The sequence below is a fragment of the Stenotrophomonas sp. YJH_SMC_53 genome (genome assembly GCF_059369995.1).
Genome location: NZ_JCAFTF010000020.1, coordinates 17,644 through 31,821 on the forward strand (window position 1 = coordinate 17,644; position 14,178 = coordinate 31,821).

At 66.8% G+C, this 14,178-nt stretch carries 16 protein-coding genes; 11 read left to right on the forward strand and 5 right to left on the reverse strand.

The genetic code is table 11. From position 1 onward, the window contains the following. Nucleotides 1-63: 63 nt before the first annotated feature. Together AC5P7X_RS20025 and bioA are read right to left on the reverse strand one after the other, a co-directional pair. Complete coding sequence (locus AC5P7X_RS20025) at nucleotides 64-801, reverse strand: 16S rRNA (uracil(1498)-N(3))-methyltransferase (RefSeq protein WP_053499524.1); 738 nt, start codon at nucleotides 799-801, stop codon at nucleotides 64-66. Continuing rightward, entirely contained in the window at nucleotides 792-2,183 is a 1,392-nt protein-coding gene (gene bioA / locus AC5P7X_RS20030) for an adenosylmethionine--8-amino-7-oxononanoate transaminase (protein WP_053499522.1), read from the reverse strand. Before bioA ends, AC5P7X_RS20025 begins: the two co-directional genes overlap by 10 nt. A gap of 77 nt (nucleotides 2,184-2,260) precedes the next feature. On the opposite strand from bioA, the gene nudE reads away from it, so the two are divergent. From nudE to gcvH, 7 genes are all read left to right on the forward strand, one after another. After that, nucleotides 2,261-2,824, forward strand: coding sequence for an ADP compounds hydrolase NudE (nudE, locus tag AC5P7X_RS20035; protein WP_329843632.1), 564 nt, complete (start codon nucleotides 2,261-2,263; stop codon nucleotides 2,822-2,824). Continuing rightward, nucleotides 2,821-3,624, forward strand: coding sequence for a 3'(2'),5'-bisphosphate nucleotidase CysQ (cysQ, locus tag AC5P7X_RS20040; protein WP_053499520.1), 804 nt, complete (start codon nucleotides 2,821-2,823; stop codon nucleotides 3,622-3,624). Before nudE ends, cysQ begins: the two co-directional genes overlap by 4 nt. A 13-nt stretch (nucleotides 3,625-3,637) precedes the next feature. After that, nucleotides 3,638-4,477, forward strand: coding sequence for a nucleoside triphosphate pyrophosphohydrolase (mazG, locus tag AC5P7X_RS20045; RefSeq protein ID WP_053499517.1), 840 nt, complete (start codon nucleotides 3,638-3,640; stop codon nucleotides 4,475-4,477). After that, nucleotides 4,474-4,803, forward strand: a complete 330-nt coding sequence (locus tag AC5P7X_RS20050; protein WP_053499515.1) for a YnfA family protein — start codon at nucleotides 4,474-4,476, stop codon at nucleotides 4,801-4,803. Before mazG ends, AC5P7X_RS20050 begins: the two co-directional genes overlap by 4 nt. Nucleotides 4,804-4,935: 132 nt before the next feature. Further along, the gene (locus AC5P7X_RS20055) at nucleotides 4,936-5,238 is read left to right on the forward strand and encodes an Mpo1-like protein (protein ID WP_049415586.1); all 303 of its coding nucleotides are present in this window, start codon (nucleotides 4,936-4,938) and stop codon (nucleotides 5,236-5,238) included. A 160-nt stretch (nucleotides 5,239-5,398) separates the two neighbouring features. Then, nucleotides 5,399-6,511, forward strand: a complete 1,113-nt coding sequence (gcvT, locus tag AC5P7X_RS20060; RefSeq protein WP_005418427.1) for a glycine cleavage system aminomethyltransferase GcvT — start codon at nucleotides 5,399-5,401, stop codon at nucleotides 6,509-6,511. Between the two features lie 93 nt (nucleotides 6,512-6,604). Next, nucleotides 6,605-7,000 (forward strand): glycine cleavage system protein GcvH, encoded by a 396-nt coding sequence (gene gcvH, locus AC5P7X_RS20065; RefSeq protein WP_005418426.1) that lies wholly within the window; start codon nucleotides 6,605-6,607, stop codon nucleotides 6,998-7,000. Nucleotides 7,001-7,292: 292 nt separating this feature from the next. Here the strand turns inward: gcvH and AC5P7X_RS20070 are convergent, their stop codons facing one another. Continuing rightward, complete coding sequence (locus AC5P7X_RS20070; RefSeq protein ID WP_141750826.1) at nucleotides 7,293-7,664, reverse strand: hypothetical protein; 372 nt, start codon at nucleotides 7,662-7,664, stop codon at nucleotides 7,293-7,295. Nucleotides 7,665-7,775: 111 nt separating this feature from the next. Here AC5P7X_RS20070 and AC5P7X_RS20075 point away from each other — a divergent pair, with 111 nt between their 5' ends. Further along, the gene (locus AC5P7X_RS20075; RefSeq protein ID WP_032954412.1) at nucleotides 7,776-8,282 is read left to right on the forward strand and encodes a hypothetical protein; all 507 of its coding nucleotides are present in this window, start codon (nucleotides 7,776-7,778) and stop codon (nucleotides 8,280-8,282) included. 64 nt (nucleotides 8,283-8,346) lie between these two features. Here the strand turns inward: AC5P7X_RS20075 and AC5P7X_RS20080 are convergent, their stop codons facing one another. After that, nucleotides 8,347-9,261: a LysR family transcriptional regulator gene (locus tag AC5P7X_RS20080; protein WP_495215280.1), complete on the reverse strand. Its 915-nt coding sequence runs from the start codon at nucleotides 9,259-9,261 to the stop codon at nucleotides 8,347-8,349. Nucleotides 9,262-9,375: 114 nt separating this feature from the next. Here AC5P7X_RS20080 and AC5P7X_RS20085 point away from each other — a divergent pair, with 114 nt between their 5' ends. Then, nucleotides 9,376-10,134 carry an SDR family NAD(P)-dependent oxidoreductase gene (locus AC5P7X_RS20085; protein WP_053499509.1) on the forward strand — a complete coding sequence of 253 codons (759 nt, stop codon included), beginning with the start codon at nucleotides 9,376-9,378 and terminating at the stop codon, nucleotides 10,132-10,134. A 146-nt stretch (nucleotides 10,135-10,280) separates the two neighbouring features. Here the strand turns inward: AC5P7X_RS20085 and AC5P7X_RS20090 are convergent, their stop codons facing one another. Next, the gene (locus AC5P7X_RS20090) at nucleotides 10,281-11,681 is read right to left on the reverse strand and encodes a serine hydrolase domain-containing protein (protein WP_053499507.1); all 1,401 of its coding nucleotides are present in this window, start codon (nucleotides 11,679-11,681) and stop codon (nucleotides 10,281-10,283) included. A gap of 285 nt (nucleotides 11,682-11,966) precedes the next feature. Here AC5P7X_RS20090 and AC5P7X_RS20095 point away from each other — a divergent pair, with 285 nt between their 5' ends. Then, nucleotides 11,967-13,295, forward strand: coding sequence for an NTP/NDP exchange transporter (locus AC5P7X_RS20095; RefSeq protein ID WP_329843634.1), 1,329 nt, complete (start codon nucleotides 11,967-11,969; stop codon nucleotides 13,293-13,295). A 42-nt stretch (nucleotides 13,296-13,337) separates the two neighbouring features. After that, nucleotides 13,338-13,688, forward strand: a complete 351-nt coding sequence (locus tag AC5P7X_RS20100; RefSeq protein ID WP_095379254.1) for a DUF1304 domain-containing protein — start codon at nucleotides 13,338-13,340, stop codon at nucleotides 13,686-13,688. The last annotated feature ends 490 nt before the right edge of the window (nucleotides 13,689-14,178 follow it).

A 14,178-nucleotide genomic window follows, 5' to 3' on the forward strand; every position in this document is an offset into this window, starting at 1 on the left:
CTGGCCGGCAACCCCATGATCCGGTGGATGCCGGGCAGCGCCCGGCTCTACCACGAACCGGTCCTATCCCAGGTCGCCCAACCGCGCCTGCAACGCCGCGACCGCGGCCAGTCCGGCCGTTTCCGTGCGCAGGATCCGCGGGCCCAGCTGCAGTCCCTGGAACCCGGCCGCTGCCAGCTGGTCGCGGTCGCGCGGCGACCAGCCTCCTTCCGGGCCGATCGCAAGCACGAGGCCCCCTGCCGGAGCGGCCGTCAGCGTCGACAGGCGATGTGCGCCCCGCGGGTCCAGGGTCAGCCGCAGCGTATCGGCCGGCAGTACCGCCGCAGCCTGCGCCAGCGACAGCGGCGAACCCACCTGCGGGATGCGCGCACGCCCGGACTGGCCGCAGGCCGACGTCACCACGTTGTTCCAGTGCGCCACGCGCTTCTCGGCCCGTGCTGGATCAAGCTTCACCTCGGTGCGCTCGGCGTTGACCGGAATGATCGCCGCCACGCCCAGTTCGGTGGCCTTCTGCAGGATCAGGTCCATTTTCTCGCCACGGGCGATGCCCTGCAGCAGGGTGATCGCCAGCGGTGATTCATTGTCGATGGCCTGCACAGCATCGATGCGGACCTGTACCTCGCGCTTGCCGGCCACGGTCAGTGTCGCGCTGTAGTCGTTGCCATCGCCGTTGAACAGCACGCACGTATCGCCCTCGCGCAGGCGCATCACCCGCACCAGGTGGTTGGCCGTCTCTTCCGGCAGGGTCACGGTCTGGCCGCTGTGCAGCGCCAGGTCGATGGGGCAGCGGGTCACGCGCATGCAATCGCCTCGTCGATGGCCGCCAGCGTGGTGTGTGCCAGCAGCTCCAGTTGTTCGTCATCCACGCAATAGGGTGGCATCCAGTACAGCACGTCGCCCAGCGGGCGCAGCACCACGCCGCGCTTGAGGGCGGCCTTGTAAGCGTGCAGGCCCAGCCGCAGGCCCGGATCGAAAGGCGTGCGCCTGTTGCCGTCGCGCGACAGCTCGAACGCCACCACCATGCCGGCCTGGCGCACGTCGGCCACGTGCGGATGGTCGGAAAATGGCGCCGCCAGCGTGCCCATCACCGACGCGATGCCCCGGTTGCGGGCGATCACATCGTCGTCGCGGAAGATGTCCAGCGTCGCCAGTGCCGCCGCGCAGGCCAGCGGATTGCCGGTGTAGCTGTGCGAATGCAGGAAGGCGCGCTCGCGCGAGTCGTCGAGGAAGGCGTCGTACAGCGCCTGCGTGGCCAGCACGGCGGCCAGCGGCAGGAAGCCGCCGGTCAGGCCCTTGGAAAGGCACATCAGGTCCGGCATCACCCCTGCCTGCTCGCAGGCGAACAGGGTACCGGTGCGGCCGAAGCCGGTGGCGATCTCGTCGGCGATCATGAACGCGCCATGGGCATCGCACAGTTCGCGCACGCGCTGCAGATAGACCGGGTCATGCATGCGCATGCCGCCGGCACACTGCAGGCGCGGTTCCAGGATCACCGCGCAGATCTCGCCCGGATGCTGGTCGAACAGCGTGGCCAAGCCGTCGGCAGCCTGCCGTGCGCGATCTGCCGCGCTCTGGCCCGGTTCGGCCAGGTAGGCATCGGGCGATGGCGCGAACAGGCCTTCGGCCAGCAGCGGTGCATAGACGCGGCGATACAGCGGAATATCGCCCAGCGCCAGCGCACCCAGGGTCTCGCCGTGGTAGCCGTTTTCCAGCGCGATGAAGCGCGTGCGCCGTGGCTCGCCGCGGTTCTGGAAATACTGGAAGGCCATCTTCAGCGCCACTTCCACGCCGGCCGAGCCGTTGTCGGCGTAGAACACTTTGGCCAACGGCGCACGGCCGGGCTGGCGTGGCGCCAGCGCCAGCAGGCGCTCGGCCAGGGTGATCGCCGGCTCGTGGCCGAAGCCCGCCAGCATCACCTGTTCCAGCTGCCCGGCCTGCGCCGCGATGGCGCCGCCGATGCGCGGCTCGGCATGGCCGAACAGGTTGGTCCACCAGCTGCTGACGGCGTCCAGGTAGCGGTTGCCGTCGTGATCGATCAGCCATGCGCCTTCACCGCGGGCGATCGGCACCAGTGGCAGGGTGTCCGGATGCTCACGCATCTGCGTGCACGGGTGCCACAGCACCTGCAGGTCGCGTTGCCGCCAGTGCTGGGCCAGCGGGGAGGGGGTTGGGTCTGCTAGCATTTCGGGCTCATGAACATGTTGCTGCCTGCACATTCTATCGGCCCCGGCGCTGGCGCCGGCCGCCGCGGAGATTCCGCATGAACGATGACCGTGCCGGCCGTCGCTTGCCGATCATCCATCGGATCACCGATGAGGAGAACGGCCCCTTCCAGCGCCAGCATCTGGACCTGGAATTCTCCAACGGTGAACGTCGCCGGTTCGAGCGCCTGGTCAGCCGTGGCCACGGCGCGGTGGTGGTGGTGCCGATGCTCGACGATGAGACCGTGCTGCTGGTGCGTGAATACGCCGCGGGCATGCACCGCTACGAACTGGGCCTGGTCAAGGGCCGGATCGACGCCGGCGAAACCCCCGAGCAGGCCGCCGACCGCGAGCTGAAGGAAGAAGCCGGTTACGGTGCGCGCCGGGTCGACGTGCTGCGCGCAATGACCCTTGCCCCGACCTACATGAGCCACCAGTCGTGGCTGGTGGTGGCGCGCGACCTGTACCCGGAAAAGCTGGCCGGCGACGAGCCGGAAGAACTGGAAGTGGTGCCGTGGAAGCTGGCCGAAGTGGACCAGCTGATGTTGCGCGAGGACTTCTCCGAGGGACGCTCGCTGGCGGCGCTGTTCATTGCCCGCCAGTGGCTGCAGGGAACGCGATGATCAAACTGACCACGGACCTGCGCGAGACCGCCATCGCCATCGCCCAGCAGGCCGGCCAAGCCATCATGCAGGTGTATGCCGATGGATTCGAGGTCCAGATCAAGGACGACAACAGCCCGGTCACCGCGGCCGACCTGGCGGCCAACCAGGTCATTGAGCTGGGCCTGCGGCAGCTGACACCGGACCTGCCGATCCTGTCCGAGGAATCGGCGCAGGTGGGCTGGGAGCAGCGCCGCCATTGGGGCGCTTACTGGCTGGTGGATCCGCTCGACGGTACCCGCGAGTTCGTCAAGCGCAACGGCGAATTCAGCGTCAACATCGCCTTGATCTACCAGGGCGCGCCGGCCTTTGGTGTGGTGCTGGCGCCGGTCACCGGCATCGTCTGGCATGCCATGCGCGGCGAGCTGGCCTATCGGCGGCAGGGCCTGCATGACACCGTGCTGCGCACCCGCACGCCGGCCACGGCTCCGCTGCGCGTTGCCGCCAGCCGCTCGCACCGCTCGCCGGAAACCGAGGCGCTGCTGGCGCGCATGGGCCGCATCGAGACCATCGCACAGGGCTCGTCACTGAAATTCTGCCGGATCGCCGAAGGCGGCCTGGATGTCTATCCGCGGCTGGGCCCGACCTCCGAATGGGATACCGCCGCCGGCCAGTGCGTGCTGCATGCCGCCGGCGGCGCGGTGCTGTCGGCGGCGACCGGCAAGCCGTTCCGCTACAACCGCCGCGAGACACTGTTGAACGGCGATTTCATTGCCCTTGGTGATACCAGCCTGCCATGGCGCGACTGGTTGTCCGACTGATCCTGGAGGCCGCATGAGCGCGCACGACACCCCCACCACCGGCAGCGCCGCAAGCAGCGAACTGGAGCGCCTGCTGGCGATCATGGCGCGGCTGCGTGACCCGCAGGGCGGCTGCCCGTGGGATCTGGAGCAGAACTTCGCGACCATCGCCCCCTACACCATCGAGGAAGCCTACGAAGTCGCCGATGCGATCGACCGGGGTGACCTGGACGATCTCTGCGACGAGCTCGGCGACCTGCTGCTGCAGGTGGTGTTCCACGCACGCATGGCCGAGGAGCAGGGCGCGTTTGCCTTCGCCGAGGTCGCCCGTGCGATCAGCGACAAGATGCAGCGCCGCCACCCGCACGTGTTCGCCGATGTCAGCGTGGACGATGCCGACGGGGTGACGCGCAACTGGGAGGCGATCAAGCGCGCCGAGCGTGCCGCCAAGGGCGAGCAGGACACCTCCGTACTGGCCGGTATCTCGCGCGGCCTGCCGGAATGGCAGCGGGCGGTGAAGCTGCAGTCGCGCGCGGCCAAGGTCGGTTTCGACTGGCCGGGTCCGCTGCCGGTGCTGGACAAGGCCGCCGAGGAGCTGCAGGAGCTGCGCGAGGAGTTCGAACGTGGCGATGTCGCGGGCAACAAGGCGCGCCTGCAGGAAGAACTGGGCGACCTGCTGTTCGTCTGCGCGAACCTGGCGCGTCATGCCGATATCGATCTGGGTGCTGCACTGCGTGGTGCCAACCACAAGTTCGAGCGTCGCTTCCGCGCGATGGAAGCGCAGGCCGACGCACAGGGTGACGCGTTGGCCGAACTGGACCTGGATGCGCAGGAAGCACTGTGGCAGCAGGCCAAGGCAGCAGAGAAGGCGTGAAAACGCTCGGCCTGTTCCTGCTGACCGCGCTGGCCGAGATCGTCGGCTGCTACCTGCCATGGTTGTGGCTGCGCAAGGGAGGCAGCGTCTGGCTGCTGCTGCCGGCGGCGGCCAGCCTGGCCGTGTTCGCCTGGCTGCTGACCCTGCACCCGACGGCCAGTGGACGGGTCTATGCCGCCTACGGTGGCGTCTACATCGGCACCGCGCTGTTCTGGCTGTGGCTGGTCGATGGCATTCGTCCCAGCCGCTGGGACCTGCTGGGCGCAGCGCTGTGCCTGGCCGGCATGGCGGTGATCATGTTCGGGCCGCGCACCTCGTCGGTGTAGAGCCGAGCCCACGCTCGGCTGCCTTGATTCAACGAATGTCACCGCAGCCGAGCATGGCTCGGCGCTACAGGGGCAGCGAAGCGTCTGCGGAAGGCGCATGATGGCAGCGACCCTGGTCCCCGGAGCCTGCTCATGTCCCGCTTCGCCAGCTTCCGCGAGTTCTATCCGTTCTATCTCAGCGAGCACCGCCACCCGGTATCGCGGCGGCTGCACTTCATCGGCAGTTGCGGGGTCCTGCTGCTGGTCGCCACTGCCTTGCTGCGCGGCCAGCCGCTGTTCCTGCTTGGCGCCCTGTTCTGCGGCTACGGGTTCGCCTGGGTCGGCCATTTTTTCTTCGAGAAGAACAGACCGGCGACGTTCCGCCATCCGCTGTACTCGTTCATGGGTGACTGGGTGATGTTCCTCGACATCCTGCGTGGGCGGGTGCGCCTGTAGCGGGCGGCTGCGGTGCCTTGCGGGGCATTGCCTCGCCGGCAGAGGAAAGGGCGGGGCGGGTTGCACTTCCGCTTGCATGAACCGCTGCGCTGCGGCACGCCTGCGGGCGACCGATCTGGGATAATGGGGTTTCCTGTTTCCTCTGCTGCCGGACCCGGTCATGACCCAGAAGACGCTGCTCAACGATACCCACCGCGCCCTTGGCGCCAAGATGGTCGATTTCGGGGGTTGGGACATGCCCATCCACTACGGCTCGCAGCTGGACGAGCACCATCTGGTGCGCCGTGAGTCCGGCGTGTTCGACGTCAGCCACATGACGGTGGTCGACCTGCGCGGTGACCAGGTCAAGCCGTTCCTGCGCCGCCTGCTGGCCAACTCGGTCGACAAGCTGAAGGTGACCGGCAAGGCACTGTACTCGTGCATGCTGAATCCGCGCGGCGGCGTCATCGACGACCTGATCGTCTACTACCTGGGCGACGACTTCTTCCGCATGGTGGTCAATGCCTCTACCCGCGAGAAGGACCTGGCCTGGCTGCGCGAGCAGGCTGCGCCGTTTGGCGTCGCCGTCGAGCAGCGCCCGGACCTGGCCATCCTCGCCGTGCAGGGCCCGCAGGCGCGCGACATCGTGATCGGCCTGGCCCGCGAAGCCGACCGCGCAGCGTTGACCAAGCTGGGCCGCTTCGCCGCCCTGCAGGTGCAGTCCGATGACGGTGTCGAGCTGTTCGTCGCCCGCACTGGCTACACCGGTGAAGATGGTTTCGAGATCCTGCTCCCGCAGGACGCCGTGGTCGCCTTCTGGAACCGCCTGCTGGCGGCAGGCGTGAAGCCGGCCGGCCTTGGCGCGCGCGACACCCTGCGCCTGGAAGCTGGCATGAACCTGTACGGCCAGGACATGGACGAAGAGATCAGCCCGTACGAAGCGGCGCTGGCCTGGACCGTGTCGCTGGACGAAGGCCGCGACTTCATCGGCCGCGACGTGCTGGAGGCGCAGAAGAGCGCCGGCACCGCGCGCCAGATGATCGGCCTGGTGATGGACGAGAAGGGCGTGCTGCGCCACGGCCAGACGGTCACCACGGCCAGCGGCCAGGGCGAGATCCTGTCCGGCACCTTCTCGCCGACGCTGGCCAAGGGCATCGCCTTCGCCCGCGTGCCGGCCGGTGAACTCGGCGAGGTCACCGTCGACATCCGCGGCCGTCAGGTGCCGGTGCGGGTGGTCAAGTTCCCGTTCGTTCGGGAAGGCCAGGCGCAGCCCGGCGTGCTCACCGACGCCTGATCCGTACGTGCCGGTCGTCACTGACAGCAGTGGCGGCCGGTTGGTTACACTAGCCCCGTTTTTTCCACCCCTGCATATCTCTGGAGCAGTCCCATGAGCGAGATCCCCGGCGACCTCAAGTTCCTCAAGTCCCATGAGTGGGCCCGTGTCGAAGGCAATGGCCGCGTCACCGTCGGTATTTCCGACCACGCCCAGGGCCTGCTGGGTGACCTGGTCTACGTCGAACTGCCGGAAGTCGGCGCCGACGCCAAGGCTGGCGAGCAGATCGCCGTCGTCGAGTCGGTGAAGGCCGCCTCGGACGTCTACAGCCCGATCAGCGGCAAGGTCGTCGAGGTCAACTCGGCCCTCTCCGACAAGCCGGAAACCATCAACGAAGACGCCTACGGCGAAGGCTGGATGTTCGTGGTCGAACTGACCAACGCCGATGAGGTCAACGAGCTGCTGGACCCGGACGCGTACGCCGAAGCCCTGGAGAACGAAGACCACTGAGTCGTCGTTTCCGGATTCTGGAACGGCCACCTTCGGGTGGCCGTTTTTGTTTTGGCGACTGCACCGGACTCATGACGCGGGGTTCGCTGCGCACCCTCGGCGTGGCATCAGCCGACAGGCGAACGGTGCCGATGGGCGTGCGCAGTTTTGCGCAAATCCGCGTTTCAGCCCCGCGCCGACGCACTCGGATGTGAAAACTTTTCGCCCCCTGTTGCGGCGCTGTTGTGCTGGCGTTGGTGGCGGCGCCGGTGACCATCGACGTCGCACGCGCGATGCCGTTGCGAGTCTGTGTCTAGATGCGCGGAGTGCTTATTTCAAGTGCTTTTTGTTCAACGTATGCATCGATGCCGGTGCATGCAGCACGCTTGCGCGACGCTTCAACCGCCATGGCGGGCCGCGTAGAGCAGTGGCGCCGACGGCGCTCGGAAAGGTGCGGATGTGAAAATTTTTCGCGGGGGTTGTTGACAGTAAAAAAAACCGTGATTAGGTTTCGCCTCAGCAGACCTTGCCTGCCCAACCGAGTGCGCAGAATCAATCGTCCGATGCGAAGCAGCCCCTTCAAGACCACCGCGACCCTGATGACGGTGGACACGGCCCCGCTTCCCCCGGAGAAATGCAAGGCACCTTCCGTTCCGATGTCCGCTCCGCCGATCGAGGCGGGCATCGCCGCATCCGTAACGGCGCGCTTGACGCGCCGGCGGTCCCCGCACGCAGCATCCGCGGGTTTGATCCAACTGGGCGTTTCAACTCCCTATCACTGACGAGGAGCCATCCCATGGCAACCAAGAAAGCTGCGAAGAAGAAGCCCGCCGCCAAGAAAGCGGTGAAGAAGGTCGCGAAGAAGGCCGCTGCCAAGAAGGCAGTGAAGAAGGTCGCGAAGAAGGCGACTGCCAAGAAGGCAGTGAAGAAGGCGGCGAAGAAGGTCGCCAAGAAGACCACTGCGAAGAAGGCAGTGAAGAAGGCGGCGAAGAAGGTCGCCAAGAAGTCCACTGCCAAGAAGGCCGTCAAGAAGACCGCGAAGAAGGCGGCCAAGAAGGCCACCAAGAAGACTGCCAAGAAGGCTACGGCCCGCAAGCCGGCCAAGAAGGTCGCAAAGAAGGCGACTGCCAAGAAGGCCGTCAAGAAGACCGCCAAGAAGGCAGTAAAGAAGACCGCGAAGAAGGCCACCAAGAAGGCTGCCCCGAAGAAGGCAGCGAAGAAGGTTGCCAAGCGCAAGCCGGCCGCCCGCAAGAAGAAGGCCGCTCCGGTCGCTCTGCCGGCAACCCCGGCGCCGCTGATCTAAGTACTTCCCGATAGCCGCATCCTGAAACCCCCTTCCCTGGCTGCCCAGCGGGGAGGGGGTTTTTTTATGGGCGGCTTCGGTCGCCTGGTTGGGCGATTGCCGGCGGGAATCGTTCCACCAGGAAGTCGAGGAAGCTGCGCAGGCGGGTGGAAGGGTAACGATCGTGCGCATAGACCACGTGCATCGGCCGACCGGCCTGGCCGTGCCCTGGGAGCAGCTGCACCAGTCGCCCAGCCTCGACATCGGCTGCCAGCAGCAGCGTCGACTGCAGGATGATGCCCAGGCCATGCAGCGCCGCCGAACGCAGCGCTTCGCCATTGTTGATCTGCAGCCGGCCGTCGGGCACGTGGTCGAGCTCGCCAGCGTCGTCCTGCAGCCACTGCGCAAGTGCACTCGGTTCGAACGACAGGCATTGATGGCCGGCAAGTGCATGCACGCTGTCTGGCGCGCCATGCCTGGCCAGATACGCCGGCGAGGCGCACATCATCAGGCGATAAGGGGCCAGGGCTCGCGCCTCCAGCACGCTGCTGTCGGCCAGCGTGCCGATCCGCAGCGCCGCTTCGAAGCCCTCTTCGGCGAGGTCGACTACGCGATCGGTCAGCGTCGCTTCGACCCGGACATCCGGATGGCGCGCCATGTACTCGGCCAGTGCCGGTACCAGTGCATGCGTACCGAAGATCACCGGTGCACTGATGCGCAGCGTGCCCGCCGGTGCCAGGTGCTGGTGCTGCGCCTGCGCATCGGTTTCGTCCACCAGGCGCAGGATCTCCCGGCAGCGCGTGTAGTAGTCCTGGCCGAACGGCGTCGTGTGCTGGCGCCGGGTGGTTCGGCTCAACAGCTGCATGCCCAGCCGTGATTCCAATGCACGCAGATGCTTGCCGGCCATCGTCGCGGAGATGTCCATCGCCGCAGCTGCAGCACTGAGGCTGCCCTTGTCCACGATCAGCACGTAGACCTGCATGCTTTCCAGCAGGTTCATCTGACACCCCGGGTGTTGAATGCTGAAACCTGCGCGGAGTTTATCAATCAGGGGTGATCAAACAGCATGTCGTGCAAGGGCTGGATTGGCCGGCCATGCGGACAGGAGAACACCATGGACTTGAATCTTGAAGGCCGCACCGCTTTGGTGACGGGCGCGGCCAGCGGCATCGGTGCCGCCGTCGCCAGGCAGCTGGCGGCCCAGGGCGTGCGCGTTGCCATCACGTCACGGCAGCGGGCACCGCTGCAGGCGCTTGCGGCGCGGATCGAAGCTGAAGGCGGCGCGGCACCGGTCATCGTGGCCGGCGATGTCACCGTGGCCGGTGACGTCCGGTACATCGCGCAGGCATCCCGGGAGGCATTGCAACGCGTCGACATCCTGGTCAACGCCGCAGGTGGCTCCCGGCCGACCACCGTCGATGCCGATGATGATGTCTGGGAGGAAGCGATCGCCCTGAACTTTTCCGCCGCGCGGCGGATGACCCAGGCGCTGTTGCCTGGCATGCAGGCGCAGGCATGGGGACGGGTGATCAATTTCAGTGGTTCGATGGAACCGCGTGCGGTGAACGCGGCCACTGCGGCGAAGGCGGCGCTGCATCTGTGGAGCAAGGGGCTGTCGTCGGAGGTGGCCGGGCAGGGCATTACGGTGAATGCGATTGCACCGGGGCGCATCAACAGCGCGCAGATCCTGGAACGCCTGCATCCCACCGAGGAAAGCCGACGTGCGTTCATCGCCAGCAACATCCCGATCGGACGCTTCGGTGAACCCGAGGAAGTGGCGCCACTGGTGGCGTTCCTGTCCTCGCCGCTGGCCGGCTACATCACAGGCGCGGTGATTCCGGTGGACGGCGGCATGCACTACTTCGCGCACTAATGCTGCGGAGCTGTAGAGCCGAGCCCATGCTCGGCCGCCTTGCGCCAGGATTCCGCTCAGCCGAGCACGGCTCGGCTCGGCCCTACACAGCAACAAAAAGGGCGGCCCGCAGGCCGCCCTTCGCACACCCGATCGAGCCCGCCTTATCAGCGCGGCGACGCCACCGCACGATTGCCCGAGGCGCCCTTGCCCTTGCGCTTGTCCTGCTGCGCCGGGCTGGCGCCCTCGGCCATCAGGTTGTCGCTGCCGAAGTCGGTGTCCACGTCCAGCCAGCGCTGCGCCGGCAGGCCGAGCGCGGAGTCGAGCACGGTCGGCAGCAGGCCGCTGGGCAGGCTGCTTTCGCCATTCCACATGATGGCGATGCCCAGATCGCGTTCCGGCACCAGCGCGACCAGGCCGCGATAGCCCTGCACGGCACCGGCATGGAACACCACGTCGTGGCCGGCGTAGTCGAAGGTGCGCCAGCCCAGGGCGTAGCCGGCCGAGTGCAGGCGCTCGCGGCGCCAGCCAGAACGCATCTCGCCGGGGGTGCTGATCAGGCTCGAATGCAGGGTGGCCAGCAGCGGTGCCGGCAGCACGTCGGGGCGGTGGCCGGTGTGGGCGAGCAGCCACTGCGCCATGTCGCTGGCGCTGGCATTGACGCCGGCCGCCGGGGCGACCCGGTAGTAGGTCGGCTTCGGCGTCAGCGAGACCCAGCCGTTGCGGCTGCGCACATGCGGACGCGCCCAGCGCGAGCTGGCCTGGATGCCGGCCAGGCCGAGGCTGGCATCGTTCATGCCCAGCGGCTTGAAGATGCGGCGCTCGACCGACTGCTCGTAGAAGCTGCCGGAGGCCGCGTAGACGACATCGCCGATCAGGCTGAAGGCTACGTTCTGGTAGGCATAGCAGTCGCCCGGCAGGCACTTCAGGGTGGTGTTGGCCAGTTTCTGGGTCAGCGCGTAGTACTCGGCGTTGCCTTCGATGTCGCGGTCGTAGGCGTTGTAGGGCAGGCCGACGCGATGGCTGAGCACGTCGGCCACGGTCAGGCGATCAGTGGCTTCCGGCGAGTTCAGGCGGAAGCCCGGCACGTAGTCGGTGACCTTGCTGTCCCAGCGGAGCGTGCCGTCGTTGACCAGCAGGCCGGCCATGGTGCCGGCGAAGGCCTTGGACAGCGAGGCCAGGCGGAACACGGTATGGGCATCGACCGGCAGCGGATTGTTGACGTCGGTGACGCCATAGCCGCGCGCGCTGAGGATACGGCCGCCCTGCACGATCGCCACGGCCATGCCCGGCACGCGTTCGCCATAGGTGAGCTGCTGCGCCATCGATTCGATGTTGGCAACGTTGAAGCCGGGCGCCGGGGCCTGCACGCGCGGCACCAGGCCGGTGCGGTAGGCCGCCGGCTGGGTGTGGGCGACAGTGGGACCCGCAGCGGATTCGATGTTGGTCGGCATCGGCGGCAATGCCGGCGGTGTCTGCGCGGTGGTGGACAAGGCAACGGGCATCAGCATGCCCAGCAAACCGGTGGCCGCCGAACGGATCGGGCGACGCAGGCTGTTCTTTTTCATCGGTTGGACCCGTGCGCGACTGCTGATGGCGATTCTAGCGCCGCTTTTCCCTTGTGCACAAACAAAGCGAAGATGAATGCGCATCTCGTTGAAAAATTTGGAATTTGAGGCGCTGGAAGCATGTATCGGAACGTGTCATCCCGGGCCGATCAGCGGAGCTGATCCGCCCGCAGGAAGGCGCGTCGCGCTGGCGATGTTGCGGTGCATTGGCTAACGTACGCGTTTCATCGCCCCGGAGCCTGCCATGCCGCTGTCCAACCGCCGTCTTCAGGCGAGGGACACCGCGTGAGTGCGGTACGGGGGAAGGGGCCGCTGCAGGGCCTGACGGCGGCACTGCGCGAGTCGCCGGCGCTGTGGTGGTCGTTCCTGTACTTCTTCTGCCTGCTCAGCGGCTACTACGTGCTGCGCCCGGTGCGTGAGGCCATGGCCGCCTCGGCAGACCTGGAAACGGTGTTCCCGCCCGTGCTGATCGCCTGGTTCGCCAACCACGGCGTCGCGTTGAAGGACTTCGTGCTGCAGTTCCTGTTCTCCTGCGTGTTCGTGATCATGCTGGTGCTGCAGCCGGTGTACGGCTGGCTGGTCAGCCGCTTCCCACGACGGGTGTTCCTGCCGGCGGTGTATGGCTTCTTCATCGTGACCCTGCTGGGCTTCTACATGATGTTCGACAGCGGCGTGCCTGGCCGCGGCATGGCCTTCTTCTTCTGGATCACCGTCTTCAACCTGTTCGCGGTGGCGGTGTTCTGGAGCTTCATGGCCGATGTGTTCTCCAATGTGCAGGCCCGGGCCTTCTATGGATACATTGGCGCGGCCGGTACCGTCGGTGCCTTCCTCGGCCCGTTGATCACCAGTGCGCTGGTGCAGCGCGTGGGCATCGCCAACCTCATGCTGGTCTCGGCGGGATTCCTGGTCGTGTGCCTGTTGTGCATCTGGCGGCTGCGGCGCTGGGCGGTGCTGCGCGAACGCGAGCAGCAGCTGGTGTCCGGCGAGCAGCCGATGGGCGGCAGCGTGCTGGACGGCCTGAACTTGATCGTGCGCGAGCCGCTGCTGCGCTGGCTGGCGGTGATGGTGGTGTTCGGGGTGGGCGTCGGCACGCTGCTGTACAACCAGCAGGCCAGCATCGTGCGCGCGGCCTTCACCGACCCGGCGGCCAGTACCGCGTTCTTCTCGCGCATCGACCTGGCGGTGAATGCGCTGGCGCTGTTGATGCAGCTGGGCCTGACCCGTTGGTTGCTGTCGCGCCACGGCATCGCGCCGGCACTGCTGATTCCCGGTTTCGCGATCCTGATCGGCTTTTCGGTGCTGGCGGCCTCGCCGATGCCGCTGATGGTCGCGGTAGTGCAGGTGATGACCCGGGCCAGCGAATTCGCACTGGCCAAGCCCGCGCGCGAGACAATCTACACGCGCGTGGACCGGCAGTGGCGCTACAAGGCCGGCGCAGCGATCGACACCGTGGTCTACCGCGGTGCGGACCTGAGCTTTGCCTGGGTGCACAAGGGCCTGTCATTGTTCGGCTCGCACGTAGTGTTCATCGGCGGCATGCTGGTGGCCGCGTGCATGACCGCAGCCGCGTTCGGTGTACTGCGCGAAGAAAAGAAACTGCCGCGCGACCGATGATTTCCCGGGCTCCGAGCCCCATCCCTGTCCAAGGAACCGCCCATGTACTGGATCGCACTCGCCCTGACCTTGCTGGTCGCACTGCTGCACGTCTATTTCCTGGCGCTTGAGATGTTCCTGTGGACCCGCCCGCTGGGTCTGAAGACGTTCCGCAACACGCCGGAGAAGGCGGCGACCACGCGCGTGCTGGCGGCCAACCAGGGCTTGTACAACGGCTTCCTGGCAGCAGGCATCGTGGTGGGGCTGGTGATCGGGCAGCCGGTGCTGGTGACGTTCTCGCTGGCCTGCGTGGTGGTGGCGGGGTGCTATGGGGCGTACAGCGTGAGCCGCCGGATCTTCATGATCCAGGCGGTGCCTGCGATCCTGGCGTTGGTTCTTCGCGCGATGGTGTGATTCCAACGGCGCAGCCCCTCGTGGGGTGGTCGCGTAGAGCTTGTCATGGGGGTGGCCGGGCGGGTTGGGTTCGCGGGGGACGCCGCAAGTACGTCCGTGTAGGCTTGGCCGCATCCATGCCGCGGACACCCCCGCGAACCCAACCCGCCGGCCTCAGACAGGTTCCGTGCGCGGCCAGCCCACGGAGAAGAAAAAAGAAGATCAAGAGCAACAGCGGGTCGCTGCGCTCGTGGGTTCTGCGCGCATGAAAAAAGCGGCCGGTCGGCCGCTTTTGCTTTTGCTCTTCTTTTTTTCTTGCGTGGGTGGACGCTGCAGAAATCTGTCAGAGGCTGGGGGCGGTGAGTTCGCGGGGGTGTCCGCGGCATGGATGCCGCGGCCAAGCCCCCAGGGTGAAGTGACCCCCAGGAGTTGGACGCCAGATCCAACCTCCGAGGGATACATGAACAGATATGACGCGCGCTTCAAGCTGCAGGTTGCCAAAGAGGCCTGC